The following is a 24,282-nucleotide window of genomic DNA, read 5'->3' on the forward strand; positions in this document are numbered from 1 at the left end:
AGCAGAGGGCATTGCAGAATTGGGCTTGTCTTAATACTCGACTGGTTTCAAAATCCCCGCCCAACATAAACCTTTCGAGTATTTTTTACCATGGCAAGCACGCTGTTGGTCGTTGACGACCTTTCGGATTGGAATCCTTATTACCCTAGCGATCAGGTCGTCAGCTTTGAAGACTATCTGGCCAGTGAGCAAACCGATCCCGATCAGCGGGTGCGGGTGATAAACCTTTGCAGCAGCTACACCTATCTATCCGATGGCTATTATTGCTCGCTACTGGCCGAGGCCCGCAATCACCACGTCATTCCGTCGGTTAAAGTCATCAACGACTTGGGCAAAAATGCCCTGTACCGCCTGCAACTGGAGGACCTAAACCAGCCGCTGGCGCGCGCCTTCAAACATCAAAACCAGAACGGCGAAGTTACTCTGTATAGCTATTTCGGCACCACGCCGGAACCGGCCTTTCAAGAACTGGCGCGGTTATTGTTCGAGCGTTTCGCCTGCCCGATCTTGGAAATCAGCTTGCGCTTTGAGCAGCAATGGCAAATCACCGATCTCAAAGCCGTCTCCCCCAGGCAGCTGGACGATGCGATGCAGACTTTGTTCGCCGATGCGCTGGATCGCTTCAGCAAAAAGGTCTGGCGGAAAAGCCGAACTCGAAAAACCGCGCGTTATGATTTGGCGATTCTGATCAACCCTTCCGAACAATTACCGCCCAGCAATCGCGGTGCGCTAAAAAAATTTATCGATGCCGGCCGGCAACTGGGTATCGATGTAGAACTGATTACCTTGAATCATTACGGACGTCTGCCGGAATTTGATGGTTTATTCATCCGCGAAACCACCGCCATCGACCATCACACCTACCGTTTCGCCAAAAAAGCCGAAGCGGAAAGCTTGGTAGTGATCGACGATCCCACGTCCATCTTGCGCTGCGCCAATAAAGTCTATCTGGCCGACCTGTTTCGCACCCATAAAGTGCCCTCTCCCAAAACCTGGATCTTGCACAAGGGCAATACCCAACACTTGGACAATCTGGAAGCCAGCGCCGGTTACCCAGTGGTGATTAAAATTCCCGATGGCTCGTTCTCGCGCGGCATCGTCAAAGTGCATAACCGCCAGGAACTGGAAAGCAAAGTCGCCGAGTTGTTCGAGCAATCGGCGCTATTGCTGGCCCAGGAATTTTTGTACACCGATTTTGATTGGCGCATCGGCATTTTCAATCAAAAGGCTTTGTACGCCTGCCGCTATTTCATGGTGAAAAACCATTGGCAAATCTACCGGCACGGTGCCAAACGCACCGACAGCGGCAATTTCGACACCCTGCCCACCTTCGAAGTCCCCAAAGGCGTGCTGGACGCGGCATTACGGGCTACCCAACCGATAGGTAATGGCTTGTACGGCGTCGATGTCAAAGAAATCAAGGGCAAAGGTTACGTGATAGAAGTCAACGACAACCCCAGCATCGACAGCGGCGTGGAAGACAAATATCTGGGCGATGAATTGTACAAAGCCATCATGAGCGAATTCCTGCGGCGTATGGACAACCGCAGCAAGGGTGTGGCGCAATGACATCCACAGCACTCGACGTACTTTGTATCGGCCATGCCAGTTACGATTTGGTATTTTCCGTGCCCCATCATCCCGGCGCCGATGAAAAAATCGTCGCCGACGATTTGCTGGGCTGCGGCGGCGGACCAGCCGCCAATGCAGCCGTCACCGTTGCCAAATTAGGCGGCAAAGCCGGCTTTTGCGGCTATTTGGGTAACGATGTGTATGGCGAAAGTCATTTACAGGAACTACAGAATCACGGCGTCGATATGCGCTTAGTGGTACGCGGCGCTTCGCCAACGCCGTTATCAACTGTGCTGGTCAAACCCAACGGTCAGCGCGCCCTAATCAACTACAAGGGCCAAACCAGCGCCTTGCCGGTCACCGCTATCGACTTTGACGGCTTAGCAGCCAAAGTGCTGTTGTTCGATGGTCATGAACCGCATATTTCCCGTCGCTTACTGAATCAGTTTAGCCACCCGGTACCGACGGTGTTAGACGCCGGCTCCCTACACGACGGTACGCGGGCTCTCATGACTAAGGTCGATTATTTAGTTTGTTCGGAAAAGTTTGCACTGCAATATGCCAGCGATGAAAACCTGGCCTTATCCAAATTGGCGCAACTTGCCCCGGTGGTAGTCATTACCCTGGGCGAACGCGGCCTGATCTGGCAACGCGGCCAGGAGCACGGTAGCCTCGGCGCGCCGCCTATCGTCGCCATAGACACCACCGGTGCCGGCGACGCCTTTCACGGCGCCTTTGCCGCAGGTCTTGCCAAAGGCTTGAGCTGGATAGAATTATTGCGTTACGCCAGTGTGACTGGCGCGTTATGCTGCACCAAAATAGGCGCCAGGCCAGGTTTACCTAGCTTAAATGAGCATCAAAATTTGCTGAAAAGTTGGAAAGATAGCGATTGATTTCAAGACAAGAAACGGCAATTAAGCCGCTATCAATCGGAGATGGGTAACTGCTGCACAGGTCTACGCTACGGATTTAGCATTCCAATGTGCGATTAGCTTGCGTAATCACACAATTCGAATTCAACATTCCTCATACACGCGCTAGGCTGAAGGCAGATGCAACGTAAAGCCCAACATTTTCGAGCAGAACAACGCTAACTTTTATATGCGTTAGAAATTAATAAAATGATATTGTTGTGTCTTTAGAATCGAGCTTTGGGCGTCCAGATGCCAACCCAGTCTAAGTGTTGCAATCAACTCCCGGAAGGAATTGATCGTCAAGAGCAAGTCTCCAAAAAATTAGTCCAAACCGAATGGCATCATAGAGGAATTTGATGTCAGGACGCATTGACCTAGTTAAAGTCCATAATGCCTGCATTACTCATGCAAGGAACCTAATAGTTTCTGCTAGGGCGGTACAGACGATCGAGCAACCTCATATTGCCTATCACTTGGCCGTAATCGCTTTGGAAGAGTTGGGGCGCATGGAACTTCTTGGCGTTCAATCCATGGCCAGCACTAGATCAGAAGAAGATGCGAGCCGGTATGAAAAACAAACACAGTCACATGAGCAGAAGTTGTTCTGGTGTTTCCTCGGGCCAAGTCTCTCTACAAGAAAGATCACCAATGAAACTCTCAATTCCATCACTCAACTTGCTCAACAACTGCACTCGACGAGATTACAGGCTTTGTACATCGATAAAGCCAGTGATGCCTTAACAGTGCCTTCGAAGGTTATACCACCCGAAGAGTGCGAAAAAATCATCCAGCTTGCTGAATCTCGTTTAGCCATAGCGGAAGCGGAGAAACCGAGATCCGAATTAGAAATTTCTGACGATGACAAAGCTACCATGCGATGGTTTCTTAAAGCTGCCGATCATCCAGATAAAACAAAAGTTATATTCTCCGGCGCGTCAATGGAAAAGCTACATGAACTTGCAAATGCTCGGGAATGGATACGTTGGTTGAAAATAAAATTCGATAAGACGGATGCCGAAAATCTCGCCCTAACTGAAGCAGAAATAGCCAGAAGCCAAAATCTTCCAAACAGTGGAGTGAAAGACAAATGGCGCATCCGCCTAAAGATTTATTCCGCCTCCCATTCTATCCGCCCCAAGGAGCTCAACGAGTGGAACAAAAAAGTTGGATGGATAAAGCTCACTCCCGTTAACAAAAGCAAGAATCAATTGATCGTTGATCTAATCCTGAAGGACAACATACCAGTACATGGGTTGTGGCACTTTGCTTGGGGAGTCGCTAGGCAATTTGTAGCAGCTCTCAATATAGGGACTATGGGGTTCTGGTGGTGGAAGGTGCCTGAGCAGATGGATAGCTATTACGAGAAAATTGATGATCTAGAGAACGAGCATCAGATAAAACTTACGAGAAGCCCTAGCCTAAAAATTGACTGGGGCGAAAACCGTGTTCTTACATCCGAAGATCTAGCACAGGTAATTAACTGCCTGATAGCACTTCCAGGTCCGGGCGATGCTCTAAAACTGATTCCTTATAACTATTACATTGGCGGGACTACCTTCCTTTCCTTGAATGATGTTCATTGGCAATGTGAGAATAACATTTTCGGAAATTTCCTGGAGTGCTTACGTAAGCTCATGGAAGAAACGGGAGAATGGAATCCTGAGACACCATTTTCAGAAACCTTTAGTGAGTACATTGACAACATCATCACCGATAATCTTGATGACAAAGAGCGCCTGATAAGTATTGCCAAGGCCTTTGATGCCAATGAAATGAATAAAGTTACAATTACCCTCAAAGACGCCTCTTTTATGAAGCTTTTCTGTGACATTTATATTTTGACAAAAATATGTCCTAGAGCCTTGGGTCGCACGCCAAAGGAGAGCAACCGAGAAAGGCCATAAGGTGCGCTGACTATAGGGTGCTGCCGTTAGGCGCACCGTTCGCGATCATTGCGCCTCGCATGGCTCGGCACAACCTATAAGATGGTCGTACCAATTCGAGAATACCGCTAACAGCTATAGGTCAATCAACAGACCTTCGTCAGAAAAACCAAGCGTCTGCCTATGACCGGTAAACGCGCAAGCCCGCCAGCAACACATTGATCAATTGCATTCAAGTCCAGGGCGATTGGTAGGGCCGAGCATGATTTTCTTTGGGGCATTAGGGATTTCCCCCTCATTCGGGCCTCGCGCTAATCGCATTGAGCTATTCGCGCAAACCCCGTTCGCTCGGACTCAAACTAAAACACGTTGCCGCCTGACTTAGTAAGCTGGCGAGTAATAAAGAAAGCTTTGCGACGATAGCAAAAATACCTCGTGCGCGAGCTCAAACAGGTTGCGCGCAAGGCGTTTTGCCAGAGGGGCAAATCAATTTGCCTTGCCCGCAAGGCTTTTAGGTTTAATCGCAAGGCTTGGCAGGCTTATGTGCAAAGTAAAAAAGATTGCGACGATAGCAAATAACCGCGTGCGCGAGCTTAAATGCTTTGAGCGGAGCGTCATCCGCCACGTTGGCTAAGCCTCTCGGGGCATGACGCTATTGTGTAGCCTAAAAAGAGCAGTTGGGGGGTGTGGTAGGCCGTTCGTGCTGAGCAAAGTCGAAGCATGGACGGCCTACAACATACTCACCCGCCGGGTGATTGAAAAATCCCGCTCGCCCTTCGACAAAACTCAGGACGAACGGGATTTTTCAAGGCTCAATGCTCTGTTCAGGTTAATGCATCCGATGACTGCGGACAATTTTACTGCGGCACTGAACAGTTTGTTGTCTTTGACAAATGCGGACTACCGCTCAAAATACTCCAACAAAAAATCGATAAACGTCGTCAACTTGGCTGGATAAAACCGCCGTTGCAGATAGGTAGCATAAATCGCGATGGCCGGCCGGCGATATTGCCTGAGGATTTCCACCAGTTCGCCGCTTTGTAAATACGGAGCTACCGATAGTCTGGGCGCTTGCACGATGCCCATACCCAAGGCTGCCGCCTGACATAGCGCGCGCCCGTTATTAGACGCCAGCACCCAATCGGATTTGATTTTCTTTAATTCGCCGTCGACATTGAACAACCAAAACTCGCCATGAGGCGTGTCCACGTAGTGCAGGCATTGATGATGGCTCAGTTCGTCTATGGTTTGCGGATAACCTTTTTCGGCTAGATAAGTCGGCGCGGCGTAGGTACACAATTCAGTCTCGGCAATCTTGCGCGCCACCACACCCGGATCTAAGGTATCGGTCACTAGCAAGGAAATGTCGATGCTCCCCACCCGCAAATTCGGCGGTTTGTTATCCAGCGACATTAAAATCTTCACCTCCGGATAACGCTTAATATAGGCTTCGATGGCTGGCACCATGTACATGCCACCAAAATCTATCGGCGCACTGATTTTAATCGTGCCTTTTACCCGCTCCCCCAATTGCGCGGTGGAGGCTTCCAAATCGGCTAAGTCTTCAAGTAATTGCTTGCTGCGGTTGTAGTAGGCTTCGCCGGCACTGGTCAGGCTTAGGCTGCGTGTGGTGCGATGCAATAACACCACGCCCAAAGAGGCTTCCAGTTGGGCAATGTATTTGCTGATCATCATGGTAGAAAGCTTCAGTTCTTTAGCGACTGCCGAGAAAGTGCCTAGCTCGACTATCCGGCAAAAAACGCGCATGTTGTTAAACTTATCCATTACCGCAACCAATATAAACTTAAAGTTTATATTTTATAAACCATATAGCATCTTTAAACCAGAATGCCGCTTGGCTACAATGCCGCCCGGAGATAGTCGTTACCTCGTCTGGTTTGTAGTTCAGGCCAGACGTTTTTTCACCCACCGAGGTTTTTATGAGCAAAATTCACAACGAAGTACTGTTAGCCAACCGCGATTATGTATCCAGTTTCACCAAAGGCGATTTGGCTATGCCGCCGGCTCGTCAGTTTGCCATACTGACCTGCATGGACGCCCGCCTGGACCCGGCCAAGTACGCCGGTTTATCCGAAGGCGACGCCCACGTGATCCGCAACGCCGGCGGCCGCGCCAGCGACGACGCGATTCGCTCCCTGGTTATTTCCTACAAATTGCTCGGCACCAAGGAATGGTTTGTGATTCATCACACCGACTGTGGTATGGAAACCTTTACCAACGACATCATGAGCGACTTATTGGCAAGCAGCCTGAAAACCGCCAGTGTGGATGCCAGCGGTTGGCATGACAGCGGCGTTGGCCCAGGCTCCACAGACGGTAAATATATCAACTGGCTGACCATCAAAAACCAAGCCGAAAGCGTGTTGGAAGATGTTAAGCGCATCAAGTCCCACCCCCTGGTACCTAGCGACATTCCAGTCTATGGTTATGTTTACGACGTCAAAACCGGCCGCTTGATCGAAGTCCCTGAAGCGACTGCCGCCGGCCAAGCCAGCTAAAATTTGCTGCCAGCCTTAGGAATCCGTCTGTTCTGTTGCGAAATAGACAGAGGCATTCCCGTAGAAAGTGAAGTGATAGGACTCAAAGTTACGCTACTTTAAGCAATGCGCTCCCGCAAATGCGGGAGCGATTTAATCGCCAATCCTAAAATTGTCAGCTTTTGCTTAGCTGAAAATCAAAAGTCTATTGGACTTACCGCCCGAAGACTCAATCGCAAAACGCCGCAGAAATCTCAGCGGTTTTGTCGTAGAAGCTTTGCAATATCCAACTACCTGAAGTGGCAACGGAACACAAATCCTTACCGGCGTTCAGAGTCTTTGTTGGTCCCGCGGAGACAGCGGAAAGATTGCATCCATTTGTTATACCCAGCATCAATAACCTCGACGGCGCGGCATATTTCGAAACATATAAAACAAAAAAAAGCTGAAAATCCACCCAACCGCCGGGATAGGAACAACTGCATTCATGGCGCTAACATTAACTTGGTAGCCACTTGTGCTCTCCAGGGAAATGGCGATACCCAGAATATTTATCGTGTGAGAGCCGGCAGTCAATATACCGTCAAAGGACCAAGCTTCATCGGCAGGTCCGGCACTTTTAGCCAATGGACTTCCATCCAAGTTGACGGCGTATAACAGACTGCCAGTGTTAGCTTCTAGGGAACTCACTGAAACCCTAACTTGACTGCTGTTGTGTAAATTAAAAGTCCAATCGTCAAGCACATTGGTTTCAATACGTAGGCCGGTTACTATGCCGAATAGATCCTGCGGCGAATTTTGACCTGATTGCAAACTTCCAAGAATAGGGCCGTAACCGGTAATTGTGCTCCAACTTAAAGTTGACGCATTAACTTGAAATGAAAATGACGCGATGACCAGGCATATTATCGTTAAGTATTTTTTCATAAAAAGCCCCCCAAGCAGATGGTAAAGATACGCTTATACATATCTTTACCTATCAAGGAAACGGTAATATTTTCCCGCAATGATTATTTTCGGCTTGCCGGTGCTTGTTCGGTAATATGCTTTGGCGACCCTTCAAATAAAATCAGGGTCAACGTATTCTCACCATGCAAAAGTTGGCAAACCGTCCAATGACTTTGCCCTGGAAACGACTTAAAGCACCCAACACGCTTAATCTACATTGCGTATTGTGCCCCGTGAGGGAAGTATTTTGACAAAAAAAGGGGCCTTGCGGCCCCCTTAATCTTTAACTACCTGATAAAACTCAGTTAAAGCTGGAACCCGGTGTACCTGGCAATTGCGGCATGCTTTGCGCAGGGAATTCGCCAGTCAGCGCATTCAAAAACGCGACGATGTCAGCCACGTCAGCATCGGACAACTCTTGATTTAATTGCAATTTACCCATTAACCAAACGGCTTTATCCAAGGTTTTTACCGAACCGTTGTGCATATAAGGTGCGGTCAAAGCCACGTTACGCAGAGTCGGCACTTTAAACAGGTGCTCGTCGCTTTCTTTTTTGGTGACTTCAGCCAAGCCTTTGTCTTTTTGGAAGTGGTATTGCGCTTCGAAGTAGCCGCTAGGGTTAACAGGGAATTTTTGGAATACCCCTGGGCCGTTAAAGGCCGGACCACTGTGACAGCTGGTGCAACCCAGTTCCACGGCTTTTTTCAGACCGCGTTCTTGCTGTTCGGTCAAGGCATCTTTATCGCCTTTGACATATTTGTCGTAAGCGCTATTCGGTGTAATCAACGTTCTTTCGTAGGCGGCAATCGCTTTGGTGGCGTTGTCTTTGGTAATAGCTTCGGCATCGCTACCAAAGGCCACTTCGAAAGCATGGCGATAGCCTTTGATGGTTTTCAAGCGAGCAACCACGTCATCCCAGCTTTTCATACCCATTTCAATTGGGTTGGTGACTGGACCTGCTGCTTGCGCTTCCAGACTGTCGGCGCGGCCGTCCCAGAATTGCACTTTGTTGAATGCGGCATTCCAGACCGTTGGTGCACTGCGGCCGCCGGTTTGGCCGTTGACGCCCATGGAGTTGGGCCGGTTATCTTCGCCGCCCAGCATGGTGTTGTGGCAAGACGCGCAAGAAACGGTGCCCGTGGAAGACAGACGCGGATCGTGATACAGCATTTTACCCAGTTCAACTTTTTCGGGGGTTGTGGGGTTGTTGGCAGGCGCTGGCGCCGTGGTGGGCAGCGCATCTGCCGCCATAACAGACATCGAACTAGCCAGCGCTATCGCAGAAACCAGCATACGAAATTTAAACATGAGATCCTCCTAAGTAATTATTTTAGCCGTGGGCTACCGAATTGTAAGATATTGACGCTGGGCAGGTAAATTAAATTGCATCGTTATCGACCGCACGCTGCAAAGCCGGGGTTAGGCTGGCGTTAAAGTTTTTGCAGCAACTCGCTCAGTTGCGCCAGTGCCTCGTCAATGGCAAATCGGTCGATTTTTTTGGCGATGTCCTCCAGCAAGGGCAAATACTGATGACCGGCCATACTACGCTGTAATTGCTCCAACATGGCTTCGGCCGCGCCTAGATCGCTTTCCAGCAATCGCGACAATGTCTGTAAATCCGCCGCTATCTCGGCGTCGGTAACCCCTGTCAAAAGCGGATCCGTGTCGGGCGCTTGGCTGCTCGCCAGTGCTTGCAAGGCCTCAATTTGCCCGATGACTTGGCGCAAAAATCCTTCCATGTACTGCAAGTGTTCAGCGGGCGGTATTTGATTTTGCTTAAGGACAATATCCACACCGGCGGCGGCTTCGAATAAATCAGTCGCCCCCAGATTGCCGCTAACCCCTTTCAAGGCATGGCAACGCTCTTCAGCCTGTTTGAGTTCCCCGGCATTGATCAAGCCGCGAATCTCGGCGACCGCATCCGGGTAGTGTTCTTTAAAACGGTATAACTGTTTGCGATAGGCCTCCGGATTACCCCCGATCCGGCGTATACCTTGCACAATATCCAGGCTGGTCAAGGTTTGTAAATCTTCGGGATAATCGGCAGCTTGATAAATCCGCGCCGCCTCCTGGCTCTGTTCGTCGTCGGCCGTGAGCGGAATCCAGGTTGCCAATGCTTTGAACAACCGGTCGGGATCAATCGGTTTCGTAACGTGATCGTTCATACCTGCCTCCAGGCTTTTCTCGACATCGCGGGCCATGGCATGGGCGGTCATCGCGATGATGGGCATAGTTGCAAAACGCTGATCGTTCTCGGATTCCGCTAAGGCCCGAATTTTGACGGTGGCTTGCAAGCCGTCCAGCACCGGCATCTGGATGTCCATCAAGACCGCATCGTAATGATGCTGCCTAACCATGCTGACCGCTTCTTCGCCGTTCACCGCTTCGTCAACCTCAATCTCGTGGCTGCGCAGCAATTCGCAGGCAAATTCGCGGTTGATTTCGTTATCTTCCACCAGTAACAACCGAATCCCTTGCAGTTGTTTGATACCGGCAATATCCGCCCCGCCCAATTGCTTAAATTTATCCACCACCCCAAGCACCCGGCCGCGTCCAAGTGCCGACAAAATCGCATCCAGTAAGGAGGACGGCGATACCGGTTTGATCAAAAAGCCATCGATACCGGCCCGGCCCGCCAACACCATCACATCTTCGCTGCCGTAAGCGGTAACCATGATAATCTTGGGCTGCGGCATCAGGCTGGTGTCGGCGCGAATCTGCCTGATCGCCTCATCGCCGTTCATACCCGGCATTTTCCAGTCCATCAACACCACATCGAAAGGCTGATCGGCCGGTGCCTCCCGCAACACTCTCAGCGCCCCGGCCGCACTGGCCGAACAGCTCACCCGTAGCTGAAACGGCCGCAACATATCGCTGATGATTTCCCGGGAAGCCTCATTGTCATCCACCACCAATACCCGCACCTCGGCCAGCAACACCCCTATGCTTTGCTCCAGCGCGTCTTGATGCAGCAAAGTATCCTTAGCCACGCCCAAGCGCACGGTAAAACAAAAGGTTGTGCCCTGGCCCAGTTGCGACTGCTCGATCCAGATCCGGCCCTGCATCATTTCCACCAGGGTTTTACAGATGGCCAAGCCTAAACCTGTGCCGCCAAAGCGCCGGCTGGTGCCCTGATCGGCTTGGGTAAACTCTTGAAACAGTTTTTTCTGATCGTCTTCCGCCATACCGATGCCGGTATCTCTGACCGATACCCGCAAATCGATAGTGCTATCGGTTTTGGCCAGGCAATAGAAAGCCAGTTCCAATTCGCCGGCTTCGGTGAATTTAAGCGCGTTGCCGCAAAGATTGGTCAACACCTGACCGAAACGCAAGGGATCGCCCAACAATACCGGCGGAATTTGCGGGTCGTGACGGATCAGAAACTCAATACCTTTCAAGCCGGCTTGGTAACCGATCATATCGGCCAATTGCTCCACCACGCTATCAAAGCGAAATTCGGTTTCTTCCAGCGCTAATTTACCGGCCTCGATTTTCGAAAAATCAAGAATATCGTTAAGAATCCCCAACAAGGTACGCGCGGAACTGTGCGCTTTTGCCAAATAATTGCGTTGCGACGCGGTCAATTCGGTCTGCAAGGCCAAATGCAACATGCCCAGCACGCCGTTCATCGGCGTGCGAATCTCGTGCGACATATTCGCCAGGAACTGGCTTTTAGTCTGGGTGGCCGACTGAGCGGCGTCCCTGGCTTCTTTCAACGCCAGCTCGGCCTGTTTGCGCAAGGTCACGTCCTCGTAAGTACTGACGAAACCGCCATCGGCTATCGGCCCGCCGCTGATCTCGATGACCCGATTGTCCAACCTTTGCCGAGTAAAATTGTGCGGCTGAAAACGTCTTATTTCTTCCAGTAACTGCTTGAGTTCGGCATCGGGATTGCGGAAGCGCAACTGCGGATCGGTCAAATCGAACTGCATGAAATCGGCATGGTCCCTGCCCACTGCCAGCATACTTTCCGGATAACCGCGCACCTCGCTGAGCTTTTTATTCCAAACCAATAACTTTAAATTGCTGTCAAAGGCTATCAGGCCCTGCGACATGCTATCCAGCACTGTTGCCAGCATCACGCTGTTATGCGCCAATTTGGCGTTGATATCCGCCAACTCCGTCGTGCGGGCAGCCACGCGCTCTTCCAAACCTTCGTTGATGCTGGCCAATAGTTTTTCATTCTCGGCAAGCTGCCGGTTCAAAGCCAACAGTTCGCTATCGCGAGCTTCGATGGTGGCTATCATCGTGTTGAAGGCTTGAATCAGCGCACCCAATTCATCGTTACTCTCTTGTGCGGCGCGCAAGGTGTAGTTCTTTTCGCTGTTGATCGTTTCGACGGTTTTCTTCAACCTGACCAGCGGACCGGACACCACTTGCTGCAAACTGGAAGCCAGTAGCAAGGCGAACAGACCGGATAACATCACAATGCCCATCGCCGCAGCCAAAAAATCCCGCCATAAGGAATCCAGCTCCGCCAGGCTGGAGGCTATCCAAACCCTTCCCAAAATGCGGCCGTCCAAGGCTATCGTTTCGCTTATGGTGCAATAGGCATCGTCGAATCGCGTCCGCTCGCTAGCCGAAGGCTCCGGATGTTGCAGCGGACAGGCCAAGCCGGGTTCGTAAAGTGCAAACAGCTGATTGGCGCTATCGTAAATACAGGCCGAAACCACGCTCTGCTTGACGCTTAAAGCGGCCAAAGTGGCGTTGGCGACGCTGCTGTCATTAAACGACAAGGCCACGGTACTGCGATTGGCAATGATACGAGCCAGAGAACTCAAATCCCGGCCCATATCCTCTTTTACCCGCATGTGTTCCTGGGCAATAAAACCGGCCCCCGCCAGCAGCAGGGACAAAATGCTGGTTGCCAACATGATCAGCACCAGCTTGGTTTTTATGGTCAAATCGCGTTTAAATTCAGCCTGGTTTGTCATGGGATTCCGGAGTGAATTAACGGACGATACGGGCGATTTCCATCAACAAGGCGTTGACTTTTAATTGCGCTCGGCGCACGGCGTCCGGATTGATTTCCAGTTTGATCTGGCCGTTTTCGCTATAAAAACCGATACAGCCGCCGCGACCGGCAAACCCCTCGGCATCGCTGACAGTTAATATCTGATTGCCGCGCACCTGCTGTATCAAGGCTGGCAATTCCGGCGCGTCATGGTCGATATACAAAATCTGGCAAATCTGCGGGTCGTCTATGCCCGACCAGATTTGCAATAAATGCCCCTTGGTATCGCGGCTGGCCAACTCGCTCAGCAAGTTAACGATAGGTTCGGCGCCGACGATGCAGACATGCAGCGTATCGTTCATCAGCGCCGGCCACTCCACGAACTTGGTGAAATTGAACACGTAATTGGCCTTGGTTTTGGCGTTGAGCATGTCGTCGGCAGCGGCAGCGTCGAAACTGCTGAGCAACACCCACAACAATAAACCCGCGCTCACTAGCTTGCCCGGCATCAAAACTCCAGGCGGGCGGTCAATTTCACCGTCAAACTCGGTCCGGCCAGCACAGTCAGCGGCGCCCCCAAATTCGGCGGGGCAAAGTCGCTGTTAAATGCCGCATAATTTTTAAAATCGAATAAATTCAATACATCCAGGCGCAGTTTCATCCGGGTGTCGTGCGGCGTATCGAAACTTTTTATCAGCGCAATGTCGACTTGTTTGTATCCCCACCACTGCCCCGGAAAAATAAAATCGCTACCTTGCGGCGTAAAGGTATCAAAACTGCAAGCACCGCTTGCACAGTTGACGCCGGAGCGGGTGTCCGGGGTCGCCAGCGTCAGCTTAGTGGAAAAAATCAAATCCCACGGCAAATCGACACTGGCGGTTGTCACCAGCTTATGTTTTCTGACCCCGGCGGTATCCAGCCAGCCATTGGTGTGGGTATTGGGATGTTCAAACAAATAACTGCTGTTATCGAAGAAAGACTGCGGTTTGTTTTCCTCGGAATCGGTAAAGGTGTAGGCAAACGTCATACCCCAGCCGCTGTCTTTGCTGTACGGTTTTTCGGCTTTGACAAATACCGAATTAGTTTTGGTCTGTACACCGTTATCGAACAAAATTAATTGCCCAAAGCCAGGCACGGCCTGAAAGGTACCCCCGAACCCGGACCCGGCTGCGTAAAAGCTGCCGTCGGCATTGCGGCCGCCCAGCAAACCGACCAAACCGTTGTAACTGTGCACGTGCGACACGCTGACTTCGGTATGCCAGTCGCCGAAACGATTGCGCATGCCGATATTAAATTGGTTGGCATAGGGCGTGCGCAGATTGTTGCGCATTAAATTGATTTCCCGGCTGCTACCCGTACCTACACCGGTCAGTGCGGACAATTGCGCCGGCGTATAGTTTAAATATTCGGGATTCCAGGCGATGCAATCGACGCCGGCCACGCAATCGTAATTGGGGTCGCCCTGAAAATTGACGCTAAAACTGGGATAACTGCCCTTGGTACGTTCCAGTTGCAACACGTCGTAAATATGGCGGTCGTAGGCTTTAGCGTAACCGCCGAACAACACATGCCGCTGATCTTCGAATAAGTCGTATGCCAAACCTAATCTGGGCGCAATATTATTGCTGTCGGCCGCCCGGTTAGCGCCGTTACTAAGGTAGTTCTCGATGTCGTAACCCGTATTCGCGTTGTGAATGTTACGCCAGTTGCGGAGCGCGCTGCTGACATCGCCCGGCGTGACATGGTTTAGATAGCCGGGGTTGTATTCGTAATCCCAGCGGACGCCCAGGTTCACGCTCAAATGTCGATTAGGGTTCCAATCGTCTTGCAGATACGCGCCGAATTGCGTCACATCGGATTGGGCGGAACCGTCACCGCCGCCGGCCAAGGGCGTTGCCCAACGCACTTGATACGGGTTGCCGGCAGGATTGTTTAAATTCAAGCCGAACTGCGGGTGGTAAGGATCGCGCTCTACCGCGCCGAGTTCTATCTGTTTAACTTTAGCACCCAACTTGACGACATGGGTGCCATGCCAATCCAAACCGCTGAAGGTTAGATCATCTTGAAAACCCGGCCCGCTTTGGCCCTTATCCTGATAATTGGTCGCGCCGCCGCTATTCAACACACTCCGGCTATTCAGATTTCCCCCGCTCAAACTGCCGTCCAGGCGACGCAGCTGCAAACCCGCGCTTTGCGTGGCCGGCAGTTGCCGCCAATTGGCATCTTCATAAGTAAACCGGGCTTCGTTGACCCAATGTTCCGCGCTGTATTGATATTTAAAATCCAGGCGTTTTTCGCTGTTACCCTTGGTCAGCGCGTAAGACTCTGAGTTTTCACCGCCAATCCCTAAGGTTTCGGTTTCGTCGCGCAACTTAAAAGACACTTCGATCAAATTACTATCGTTAAGCGCCCAATCCAGTTTCCCGAAGAACAAATCCGCCCTGAACGGCCTGTTCACCCGGCCCAGTTGCGCTTGATACGGCTCGGGTAAGCGGGAGCCGTCACCCGCGCTAATATTCGCGTAATCGTCGTTGAGTTTACGTTCGTATGCCATGAAAAAATGCGCGACATCCTTGGCGATGGGCCCGCTTAAGGTCACACCGAATTGCGCTTGCTCGGTGTCGCGCTTGCCGCCCGCCAGTTGTTCGCTGGGGGTAACGCTGCGCAGATCCTGATTGGTATGATCGTAAAATGTTTCGCCGTGAAAGGTATTGCCGCCGGATTTGGTCTGCACCGAAATTGCCGCGCCGCCGACTTGATCGTACTCGGCCTTATAGTTCTGGCTAATGACCTTATATTCGGCAACAGCCGATTCCGGAAACACATTGCCGCGACTGGAATCCTGGCCGGCTACGCCCCCCCTGACCACATAGTTTTTTTGACTGACGCCGTCGATAAACAAATTGACGCTATCCGGCCGCTGCCCGCCGCTTTGCAAGCGGGTACTGCCATTTTCATCGTTTACCACGTTCACACCGGGCGCCAGATCGGCATAATTCAGAAAATTGCGGTTTACCTGCGGCAAGCGCTGCATTTGCTCGGGCGTTAAATAGGTAGCCAACTCCGCGGAATTGCCCTCACTCGTCTGTTCGGCAACGCTATTATCATCGCCTAACGCAACGTCTACCAAGGCCACCTGCCCCACTTGCAGCGTCAGCTCTTGACTGTTTTGCTGGCCTTCCAAACCTAACACCTGGAGCTGGTAACGGCCGGGTTTCAATGCCATCAGTACATAAGAGCCGTCAGCTCGGGAAAAGGTCCGCGTGGAAAACCCCCGTTCCAGACTGGTAACGATGATTTGCGCGCCTGCCTGAGTGTCAGCCCCTCGCAGCGTGACTTGACCACGAATTGTCGCCGCACTGATGTCGGCCTGCACCGGATGACTCCAACAGCTTATCGTCAGCAGAACGCTGGCGGCGCTTGATAACCGGCTGACCGTAAAACCGACGAGCCTCTGCCAAGTTATCGTCTTGCGCAGAGGATGTTGATTAAAAACCGGCCGCATCTTAAAACTCCATTCCGGCTTTAGTAGCAGAGTTGCCTGGATCAGACTGATTCATGTCCTCCCCCGGATGCACGTTGGATTTAATCATGGCGTGGCGTCCCCAGCGTTTGCGGTGCCGGTTTGCCCAGATAAAAACCTTGCGAAAAATCGATACCCAACTCAACGACCTTGGCTTGGATCTCCGCACTTCCCACAAATTCGGCAACCGTGCGCATACCCAAGCGCCGCGCGGCATCGACTATGACGCGGGCAATCACTTCAGAATCCGGATTGTCGATAATATTCATGATGATGGAGCCGTCGATCTTTAAGTAATCGATCTTTAACCGCAACAAATGCACGAAATTGGAATAGCCACTACCGAAATCGTCAATCGCAAAGTGACAGCCATAGCCTTTCATGCGATTAACAAACTGGCGCACTTCCTCGTAACTTTCGATACCTTCAGATTCGGTAATCTCCAATACAATGCGCGAACCGACGCCGGGCTGAGAGAGTTTTTCGGCAATAAAGCTCACCGTATTGGCATCGATAATATCCTCGACGGTTAGGTTGATACTCATCTCCCCCTCCGACTCAGGCAAGGCTTTCACGACTTGTTCGACGATGGTGCGAGTCAAGGCGGTATATTGCCGGGTGCGTTTTGCCACGCCGAGAAAGCTGGGCGGAATGACATTACCCTCTTCGTCTATCATCCGCATCAGCGCTTCATATTTCACGACTTTCCCGTTGCGATTGTCGATGATGGGTTGATAAAAAGGCACGATGCGGCCATCGGCCAGGGCACTGCGAATTTTCTGGCTCCAGTGGATGTTGTCCTTGTAGTGCGACTTAATCTGCATCTGATCGGTATAAATCAAATAATCCCGACGTTCGATCCTGGCGCGCTCCAACGCCAGCGCTGCATGCGTATAAGCGCTGTCGGCCCCCGAACAGATGCCTGCTGTCACGCGGATGTTAATCTTGTCTTCGCCGCAATCGATCGCTTCCGATTCCAAATGCTTGATAATTCTGTCTATCAATTGCTCAAAACGGCCGGGATCGCCACCGTTTTTGGAGAGCAACGCAAATAAATCGCCGCCGATGCGGTAAGCCTGCGCATCGGCGCCGCTCATTTTTTGCAAACGCTCGCCAATTTCCAACAAAACTTTATCGCCGTTGCGCAAACCGTAAAAATCATTGATGGCTTTGAATTGATCGATGTTGATCATGCCCAATATCGACGGACCGGCGTCAGCCAAATCCTGCATCAGTTTCACCCGGTTGGGCAAACCGGTTAGCGCATCCGTGGTCTGTTCCTTAATCAACTCTTCCTGTTTGATCAAATGGGTGACATTAACGCTGGTGGATATAAATTCGCGAATCGAGCCGTCAGCGTCAAGGATGGGGACGATGGTGTTGTTGATGTAAATCACATCGCCACTTTTAGTAAGATTGCTGTAGGTCCCGCGCCAGATTGCACCGCCTAGAATCGTGTTCCATAACTCCCGATGCAAACCCGGAGCCGCGTCGGGATCTTTGAGAATCCGGCTGGTTTTGCCGATCACCTCCTCGCGGGTATAGCCGTAGGTTTGCACAAACGCATCGTTTACAAAAGTGATGACGCCGTGCGGATCGGTGCGGAATACGATATTAGACACATCGGTGGCATGCCGGTATTCGCTCAGACGTTTCACCCGGCCTTCCAGAGCGCGGCGTAAGCGGCTCAGTTCCAGATGCGTTTTGACCCTGGCCCGTACTTCGTCAATATCAAACGGCTTGGTAATGAAATCGGCGGCGCCCATGGAAAAACCGCGAATTTTTTCGATGGACGCTTCGACTATCGTCACGAAGAGAATGGGTATCCCCGCGGTTCTAGGATCGCTCTTGAGCCGCCGGCAAACCTCATAGCCATCCATACCCGGCATTCTGACGTCCAGCAATACCAAATCAGGCGGCGTCGAGCCTTGCGCCAACTCCACCGCACGCATGCCTTCCGTCGCCACCATAATGCCGTAATCGTCCTTAAGTGCTTCGAGTAAGCCGTGAATATTTTCGGGAAGATCGTCTACCACCAAAATAGTCGGCCTGGGATTGAGCGATAGGGATTTGTCTTTGTTCATTATCCAAGGAAATAGTTAGATCAGCGTTGCTTGACCCCAACGATTATAGTCTGCCATAGCGTTTCCGATAGGTGGCTAGCTCCAAATGCAGTCTAACCCGAGCTAGAAGCAACTCAGGCACTACGGGCTTGAGTAAATAGTCGTCGGCGCCCAGCGCCATACCCTTGGCGTCGTCACCGACTTCGGCGGCCGCAGTCACAAAAATGACCGGGATTTCGGCCGTTGCCGGATCATCGCGCAGATATTCCAACACCTGGTATCCATCCATTTCCGGCATTTTTATATCCAGCAAAATCAAATCAGGAGCCGACGCGCGCCGGGCGATTTCCAGGGCTTTTTCACCGGAAGTAGCAGCCATCACCGCATAATCTTGCCGCAAAATATTCAGCAAGGTATGCAAGTTTTCGTGAACATCATCGACGATCAGAATTTTTGGTTTTTCGTTTGAAATACAAATATCGTTCATAGAGCTCCCCCGTTCACTCCGATAGGCCATCGACAAAAGGTGAGTTCACTCTCCAGCAAACTCCTGCGCAAACTTAGACCACGATCCACTGAAGAGCAAAATTCAACAATTTATTTATCCGACAGAACATGGTTAACCTAGTACAAGTAAGGGCTGATCGGACGCTAAACCAATGACTAAACTGGATTGTCTTTTAGGGAAGTAACTCCCATGGGAAATTCAATGCAGCCAATAACCGAGAAAATACTCGTCCGAATTGCAAAATAACCGTGTATCCATTATCCTAGTCGGGATTGGGTGGTCGCTATCACGGCGACAAACGCAGATTAAGTTATGAAGCGATCAATTTCTGAAGCACTAAATCTGCTGATCAGCCCAAAAATGTATTAGGAGAGATGGCCGAGCGGTCGAAGGCGCACGCCTGGAAAGTGTGTATACGGCAACGTATCGAGGGTTCGAATCCCTCTTTCTCCGCCAATTTTAAGTTACTGTTTTGCAAGTAACTTTTCAAAGTAAAGCCTCAAGAAACAGCGTTTGCTACACAAACCTGTTACACAAGAGGCTTTTTGTGGGAAAATTTCCCTATCTTTTTCGACGCAAAAACGTCTACTACTTCAGAATCCGCGTTCCTGCCGAGCATCAAGAATTGCTCAACGCAACAGAGATTGTGCGAAGCTTAAAGACAGAAAGTCGTCACGAAGCTATTCCACGTGCTCTGCAATTAGCAGCGAATATTGCTACAACGTTTAATGAATTAAAGTCTGGAACAATCTGCGATTTACGCTCTTCAGAGCTGATTTCTCAGGTTTCACAGAAACAAGTTTTGGCAAAAATCTCAACAATCACTGTTAGATCAAACACTCCCAAAGCTCCCCTACTGCAAGGACTTACTAGGCATACCGACCGGGGTAGCCAATTGCATCGGAAAGCCATCGAGCTTTGCTTATACAACACGGCATTCGACAAAGCATGAGCCGAAAAGGTAACTGTTGGGATAACGCGGTTTCGTAGAGCACCCCCCCTGAAAACCGAACTGATTCACCAACAGACTTTCCTGACTCGCGCTCAGGTCAAACAAGCAATGCTCGAATATATCGAAGTGTTTTACAACCGAGAGCGACTGCATTCCGCCAATGGCTATCTGTCTCCGGTTAATTATGAATTGCGGCATCAAGCCGCTTAACTATGTGTCCGGTTTAGTGTTGACACATCAACAATTTCTTTGCCTGGCTCCTGAGAGAACACCTGACTATAGCTGATGCATCGAAAAGGCTTGCTCGACAATCACCCACATTTACTCTCCCCACAATTCAAACAAGTCATACACCCATCCATCAACACCATCGCCTTGGTGCTGCACTTGTTACATAAAACAGCCTTCTCAGGAAACGCCTGCCCTTCCGACGCGCCATGCTGGGCTTCAAACTCCCGGCGTTTTTCATCCAGTAATTGCTGGTGGTGATCGCTGAGTTTTTCCGGCTTGATCATGCCGATGTGTTTCATGTGCGATTCGATGGCGTGGCCGATCTCGGCAACCAGGGATGGCATGAACACCCCGCCTTTTTTGAAATAGCCGCCCTGCGGATCGAATACCGCCTTCATTTCTTCCACCAAAAAGGTGGCGTCGCCGCCTTTACGAAATACCGCCGAAATCAAGCGAGTCAGTGCCAGCACCCATTGAAAATGCTCCATGTTCTTGGAGTTGATGAAAATTTCGTAAGGGCGGCGTTCCTGATGTACCGTGCCTTCGTTCAGGATGATGTCATTGATGGTGATATACAGCGCATGCTCGGACTGCGGGGTTTTGATCTTATAAGTGGAGCCGAGCAGCATCTCCGGGCGTGCCAGATTTTCGTGCATTTCTTCCAGTGAAGGTTTTGCCAGTTCGGCTTCCGCCTGGGCAGCTGCTTCCAGGTTTTCTTTGGTCAGCACTTTGTAGCCGACGATTTTTTTGTTGATTTTGTGTAGGGTCATGGGTTTTCCGTATTCTGTAGCTTGGGTTTACCGGCCGGGCATAAAAGCGCATGCGTAACCCAAAATTGCCGTCGTGTTGGGTTACGGCTAACGCCTAACCCAACCTACATTTTTTAAAAATCAAAACTTGCCGTAATAACCTTCTTTCAAAGCATCAAACAAATTGGCGGCGGTATGGATTTCGCCATCGTATTCCACTTCTTCGTTGCCTTTAAATTCCACCACATGGCCGTCTTCCAAGGTGAACTGGTAGGTGGTGTTTTCCAGGTCAGATTCCTTGACCAACACGCCCTGAAACACTTCCGGGTTGAAGCGGAAGGTAGTGCAGCCTTTCAGGCCTTGGTCGTAGGCATATTCGTAGATGGACTTGAAGTCTTCGTACGGATAATCGGTCGGCACGTTGGCGGTTTTGGAGATGGACGAGTCGATCCAGCGTTGCGCAGCGGCTTGAATATCGACATGCTGTTTGGGACTGATGTCATCGGCAGCGATGAAATAATCCGGCAATTGTTGAGCCGGATCCTGGCTGTATGGCATGGCTTGCGGGTTGATCAATTCGCGGTATGCCAGCAATTCAAAGGAAAACACGTCGATTTTCTCCTTGGATTTTTTGCCTTCGCGGATTACGTTGCGCGAATAATGATGGGCAAAGCTCGGTTCAATACCGTTACTGGCGTTGTTGGCTAGCGACAGCGAAATGGTGCCGGTCGGCGCGATTGAACTATGGTGGGTAAAGCGGCAGCCCACTTCCGCCAGTTCCGCGACCAATTCCGGCAGTTCCTGCGCGACTTTTTGCATATAGCGACTGTATTTGGCGTGCAACACACGACCAGGGACTTGGTCACCCAGTTTGTAGCCGTCGGCTTGCATCTCAGGGCGTTTGTGCAGCATTTCGCCGGTGACGGTGAATAACTGCTCCATGATAGGCGCCGGGCCCTTTTCTTTCGCCAGCTCCAGGCCGGCTTTCCAGCCTTCCAAAGCCAACTCTTTGGTCACTTGTTCGGTAAATGCCAGAGAGTCTTCGTTGCCGTATTTCATGCCCAGCATGGTGATGGTGGAACCCAAGCCTAAATAGCCCATGCCGTGGCGACGTTTGCCGATGATTTCTTCGCGCTGTTTTTCCAAAGGCAGGCCGTTGATCTCGACGACGTTATCCAACATGCGGGTAAAGATACGGATAGTTTTACGATACGCTTCCCAATCAAACCGGGCTTCTTTGGAGAATGGTTTATCGATGAAGCGGGTCAGGTTGATCGAACCCAGCAAGCAACTGCCGTAAGGCGGTAAAGGTTGTTCACCGCAAGGGTTGGTGGCGCGGATGTGCTCACAAAACCAGTTGTTGTTCATCTCGTTGACTTTGTCGATCAAGATAAATCCCGGTTCGGCGTAATCGTAAGTAGAGGACATGATGATGTCCCACAAGCGGCGGGCCGGCATGACTTTGGTAATGCGGCAAGCCACCAAACCGGCGTCGTTGACCACATAGCCTTTTTTATTGGGCAGATCGCGCCATACGATTTTGTCGGTATCGGTTAAATCCAGTTTATCGGCATTGGCTTCGCGTTCGGTAACTGGGAAAGACAGCGGCCATTGGCCGTTGCTTTTCACGGCTTCGACGAATTCGCTGGTAATCAGTAGCGACAGGTTGAACTGGCGCAAGCGGCCGTCTTCGCGCTTGGCACGAATAAAGTCCACCACGTCCGGATGCGCCACATCAAAAGTGGCCATTTGTGCGCCACGGCGGCCACCGGCCGACGATACGGTGAAACACATCTTGTCGTAAATATCCATGAACGACAAAGGTCCGGAGGTGTATGCACCGGCGCCGGACACATAAGCATCGCGCGGTCTTAAGGTGGAAAATTCATAACCGATGCCGCAACCGGCTTTCAGAGTCAGACCTGCTTCGTGGACCTTGTGCAGAATGTCGTCCATCGAATCTTCGATGATGCCGGATACGGTGCAGTTGATGGTGGAGGTGGCCGGTTTATGATCCAACGCACCGGCGTTGGAGGTGATGCGACCAGCCGGAATCACGCCTTTGCGCAAGGCCCACAGAAATTCTTTATAGTGTTTTTCTTGCAGCGCCTTGGTTTTCTCGACGCTAGACAGGGCCTTGGCGACGCGCTTGTAGGTGTCATCAATCGTTTCATCAATCGCTTTGCCGTCCTTGGTTTTTAAGCGGTATTTGCTGTCCCAAATATCCAGGGAAGCACTTTGCAGCGGGATTTCGGTGGCGTCTTGTGTCACAACATGAAGTTTTGCGGTCATTCGTGGATTCCCTTTTCTAGTTGAATGGTTATAGGCCTATCTTGCCGCTCCGGCACGGCTAAGATATTGATGTTTATTGGATTAAAACCGAAAACAATACAGTCCGGCGATATACTGCATATAGTGTCTATGTTGAAATTCTAGCACAACATATTGTGTTGTCAGCGGGAAATTTTTACTAAATAGCCGCACTTGCGTGCTTTGTTTTTTAACTCAAGGAGTTAGCGGCGGCATTTAATTTCAATTTCCTAATTAGATGGCCTAGCCATAAGATTTCGAATTGAGCGGATGATTTACACAAGCGCGGGAGGAGTCGAGGTTGCCGTATCAACCGATTATTCCCGGAATGCGGACGCGCCTAACAACAGCCGACCGCCATTGCATTTGGTGTTTATCGTGGGGATTGAAAATGGCGTCAATAAGACAGACAGTTCTGGTGTTGCGCTCGGCCTGGGCCAGTCAAAGGGCTGGAAGTAATGGAGAGTTCGCTAAACCGCAAAGCTAACAATGGCAAGGCAAAACCCAGCTTGCCATTTTGCCGAAAATAGGAATCCGTTGCGACGATGGCGTAGCGCTTGCCTTAGGAGTATTGATTGGGACGCTTGAGATTACCGAATAGAATCGTGGGAGATTCTACATTTAACCTCCGATAGTCTGGTGGGTGCTGAGGGGTTCGAACCCCCGACCCTCGCCTTGTAAGGGCGATGCTCTCCCAGCTGAGCTAAGCACCCGACTAAAGGACGCGCATTCTATCCAAAACTGGAGCTGCTGCAAAATGTTTTGTTGGCGTTGTCATGCAAGTACCCTCGCAGCAGGTGCATTTGCCAAGAGTTTGTCGCCGGACAGCCATTAGAAAAACAGGCGGTACGAGTAAACTATTTCTAGAAAAAGTTACGCTGAACAACTCACACCCCACTCAAAACCGGCCGTTGCACGCAAACCGTAAACGCTGACTGTGTAAGCTTATTTTCCGGACGTATTGAAAAATCCCGGTTTTAAGTTACCTTTATGTAGGCTTATGACTACGTAAAATGAAAGCCTGGAGGCTCATAGTGTTTCAAGCACAATTATCCAAGTTACCTTAAGACACGTTCTACTAAGCGCTAAACCCGGCGCATTGATACGGAACAATCGAAAGCAGTGACAGGGTTAACAATCCCGGCGCGAGCAGTACTTAAACCGTTATACGTTTAT

16 protein-coding genes and 2 tRNA genes are annotated in these 24,282 nt (G+C 50.8%); 7 read left to right on the forward strand and 11 right to left on the reverse strand.

Going from position 1 to position 24,282, the window contains the following annotated elements; all coding sequences use genetic code 11:
- The first annotated feature begins 90 nt into the window (after positions 1-90).
- The 3 genes from ACWAU0_RS21310 (at position 91) to ACWAU0_RS21320 (ending at position 4,390) form a co-directional block, all read left to right on the forward strand.
- Entirely contained in the window at positions 91-1,569 is a 1,479-nt protein-coding gene (locus tag ACWAU0_RS21310) for a RimK family ATP-grasp domain-containing protein (RefSeq protein ID WP_458137865.1), read from the forward strand.
- Positions 1,566-2,465, forward strand: coding sequence for a carbohydrate kinase family protein (locus ACWAU0_RS21315; protein WP_458137866.1), 900 nt, complete (start codon positions 1,566-1,568; stop codon positions 2,463-2,465). Before ACWAU0_RS21310 ends, ACWAU0_RS21315 begins: the two co-directional genes overlap by 4 nt.
- 377 nt (positions 2,466-2,842) lie before the next feature.
- Positions 2,843-4,390: an AbiV family abortive infection protein gene (locus ACWAU0_RS21320; RefSeq protein WP_458137867.1), complete on the forward strand. Its 1,548-nt coding sequence runs from the start codon at positions 2,843-2,845 to the stop codon at positions 4,388-4,390.
- An 879-nt stretch (positions 4,391-5,269) separates the two neighbouring features.
- Here ACWAU0_RS21320 and ACWAU0_RS21325 read toward each other — a convergent pair.
- The gene (locus ACWAU0_RS21325) at positions 5,270-6,154 is read right to left on the reverse strand and encodes a LysR family transcriptional regulator (RefSeq protein WP_458137868.1); all 885 of its coding nucleotides are present in this window, start codon (positions 6,152-6,154) and stop codon (positions 5,270-5,272) included.
- Between the two features lie 155 nt (positions 6,155-6,309).
- On the opposite strand from ACWAU0_RS21325, the gene ACWAU0_RS21330 reads away from it, so the two are divergent.
- On the forward strand, positions 6,310-6,888 hold the full coding sequence (locus ACWAU0_RS21330) for a beta-class carbonic anhydrase (protein ID WP_101055485.1): 579 nt from the start codon (positions 6,310-6,312) through the stop codon (positions 6,886-6,888).
- A gap of 372 nt (positions 6,889-7,260) precedes the next feature.
- On the opposite strand, the gene ACWAU0_RS21335 is transcribed toward ACWAU0_RS21330, so the two are convergent.
- From ACWAU0_RS21335 to ACWAU0_RS21365, 7 genes are all read right to left on the reverse strand, one after another.
- Complete coding sequence (locus tag ACWAU0_RS21335) at positions 7,261-7,794, reverse strand: hypothetical protein (protein ID WP_101055483.1); 534 nt, start codon at positions 7,792-7,794, stop codon at positions 7,261-7,263.
- Positions 7,795-8,116: 322 nt separating this feature from the next.
- Complete coding sequence (locus ACWAU0_RS21340; protein WP_445369730.1) at positions 8,117-9,124, reverse strand: cytochrome-c peroxidase; 1,008 nt, start codon at positions 9,122-9,124, stop codon at positions 8,117-8,119.
- Between the two features lie 122 nt (positions 9,125-9,246).
- Positions 9,247-12,750 carry a response regulator gene (locus ACWAU0_RS21345; protein ID WP_458137869.1) on the reverse strand — a complete coding sequence of 1,168 codons (3,504 nt, stop codon included), beginning with the start codon at positions 12,748-12,750 and terminating at the stop codon, positions 9,247-9,249.
- A 16-nt stretch (positions 12,751-12,766) separates the two neighbouring features.
- Entirely contained in the window at positions 12,767-13,279 is a 513-nt protein-coding gene (locus tag ACWAU0_RS21350) for a YfiR family protein (RefSeq protein WP_033158108.1), read from the reverse strand.
- Positions 13,279-16,275, reverse strand: a complete 2,997-nt coding sequence (locus ACWAU0_RS21355) for a TonB-dependent receptor (protein WP_458137870.1) — start codon at positions 16,273-16,275, stop codon at positions 13,279-13,281. The genes ACWAU0_RS21350 and ACWAU0_RS21355 overlap by 1 nt, the downstream gene beginning before the upstream one ends.
- A gap of 80 nt (positions 16,276-16,355) precedes the next feature.
- Positions 16,356-18,377, reverse strand: coding sequence for a two-component system response regulator (locus ACWAU0_RS21360; RefSeq protein ID WP_458137871.1), 2,022 nt, complete (start codon positions 18,375-18,377; stop codon positions 16,356-16,358).
- Between the two features lie 43 nt (positions 18,378-18,420).
- A complete protein-coding gene (locus ACWAU0_RS21365) occupies positions 18,421-18,843 on the reverse strand; it encodes a response regulator (protein WP_033158109.1) in 423 nt (140 codons plus the stop codon).
- A gap of 389 nt (positions 18,844-19,232) precedes the next feature.
- Between ACWAU0_RS21365 and ACWAU0_RS21370 the strand changes: the two genes are divergently transcribed.
- The 3 genes from ACWAU0_RS21370 to ACWAU0_RS21380 all read left to right on the forward strand — a co-directional run bounded on the left by ACWAU0_RS21370 (position 19,233) and on the right by ACWAU0_RS21380 (position 20,026).
- Positions 19,233-19,320, forward strand: a tRNA-Ser gene (locus tag ACWAU0_RS21370).
- Positions 19,321-19,411: 91 nt separating this feature from the next.
- The gene (locus ACWAU0_RS21375; protein ID WP_458137872.1) at positions 19,412-19,816 is read left to right on the forward strand and encodes a DUF6538 domain-containing protein; all 405 of its coding nucleotides are present in this window, start codon (positions 19,412-19,414) and stop codon (positions 19,814-19,816) included.
- A 60-nt stretch (positions 19,817-19,876) separates the two neighbouring features.
- Entirely contained in the window at positions 19,877-20,026 is a 150-nt protein-coding gene (locus ACWAU0_RS21380) for an IS3 family transposase (RefSeq protein ID WP_458139245.1), read from the forward strand.
- Positions 20,027-20,127: 101 nt separating this feature from the next.
- Here ACWAU0_RS21380 and ACWAU0_RS21385 read toward each other — a convergent pair whose 3' ends face one another.
- The 3 genes from ACWAU0_RS21385 to ACWAU0_RS21395 form a co-directional block, all read right to left on the reverse strand.
- A complete protein-coding gene (locus ACWAU0_RS21385) occupies positions 20,128-20,817 on the reverse strand; it encodes a TSCPD domain-containing protein (protein WP_458137873.1) in 690 nt (229 codons plus the stop codon).
- Between the two features lie 120 nt (positions 20,818-20,937).
- Positions 20,938-23,088: an adenosylcobalamin-dependent ribonucleoside-diphosphate reductase gene (locus tag ACWAU0_RS21390; protein ID WP_458137874.1), complete on the reverse strand. Its 2,151-nt coding sequence runs from the start codon at positions 23,086-23,088 to the stop codon at positions 20,938-20,940.
- A gap of 655 nt (positions 23,089-23,743) precedes the next feature.
- Positions 23,744-23,819, reverse strand: a tRNA-Val gene (locus ACWAU0_RS21395).
- Between the last annotated feature and the right edge of the window lie 463 nt (positions 23,820-24,282).

The sequence above is a fragment of the Methylomonas sp. Uni0009 genome, assembly GCF_054188105.3.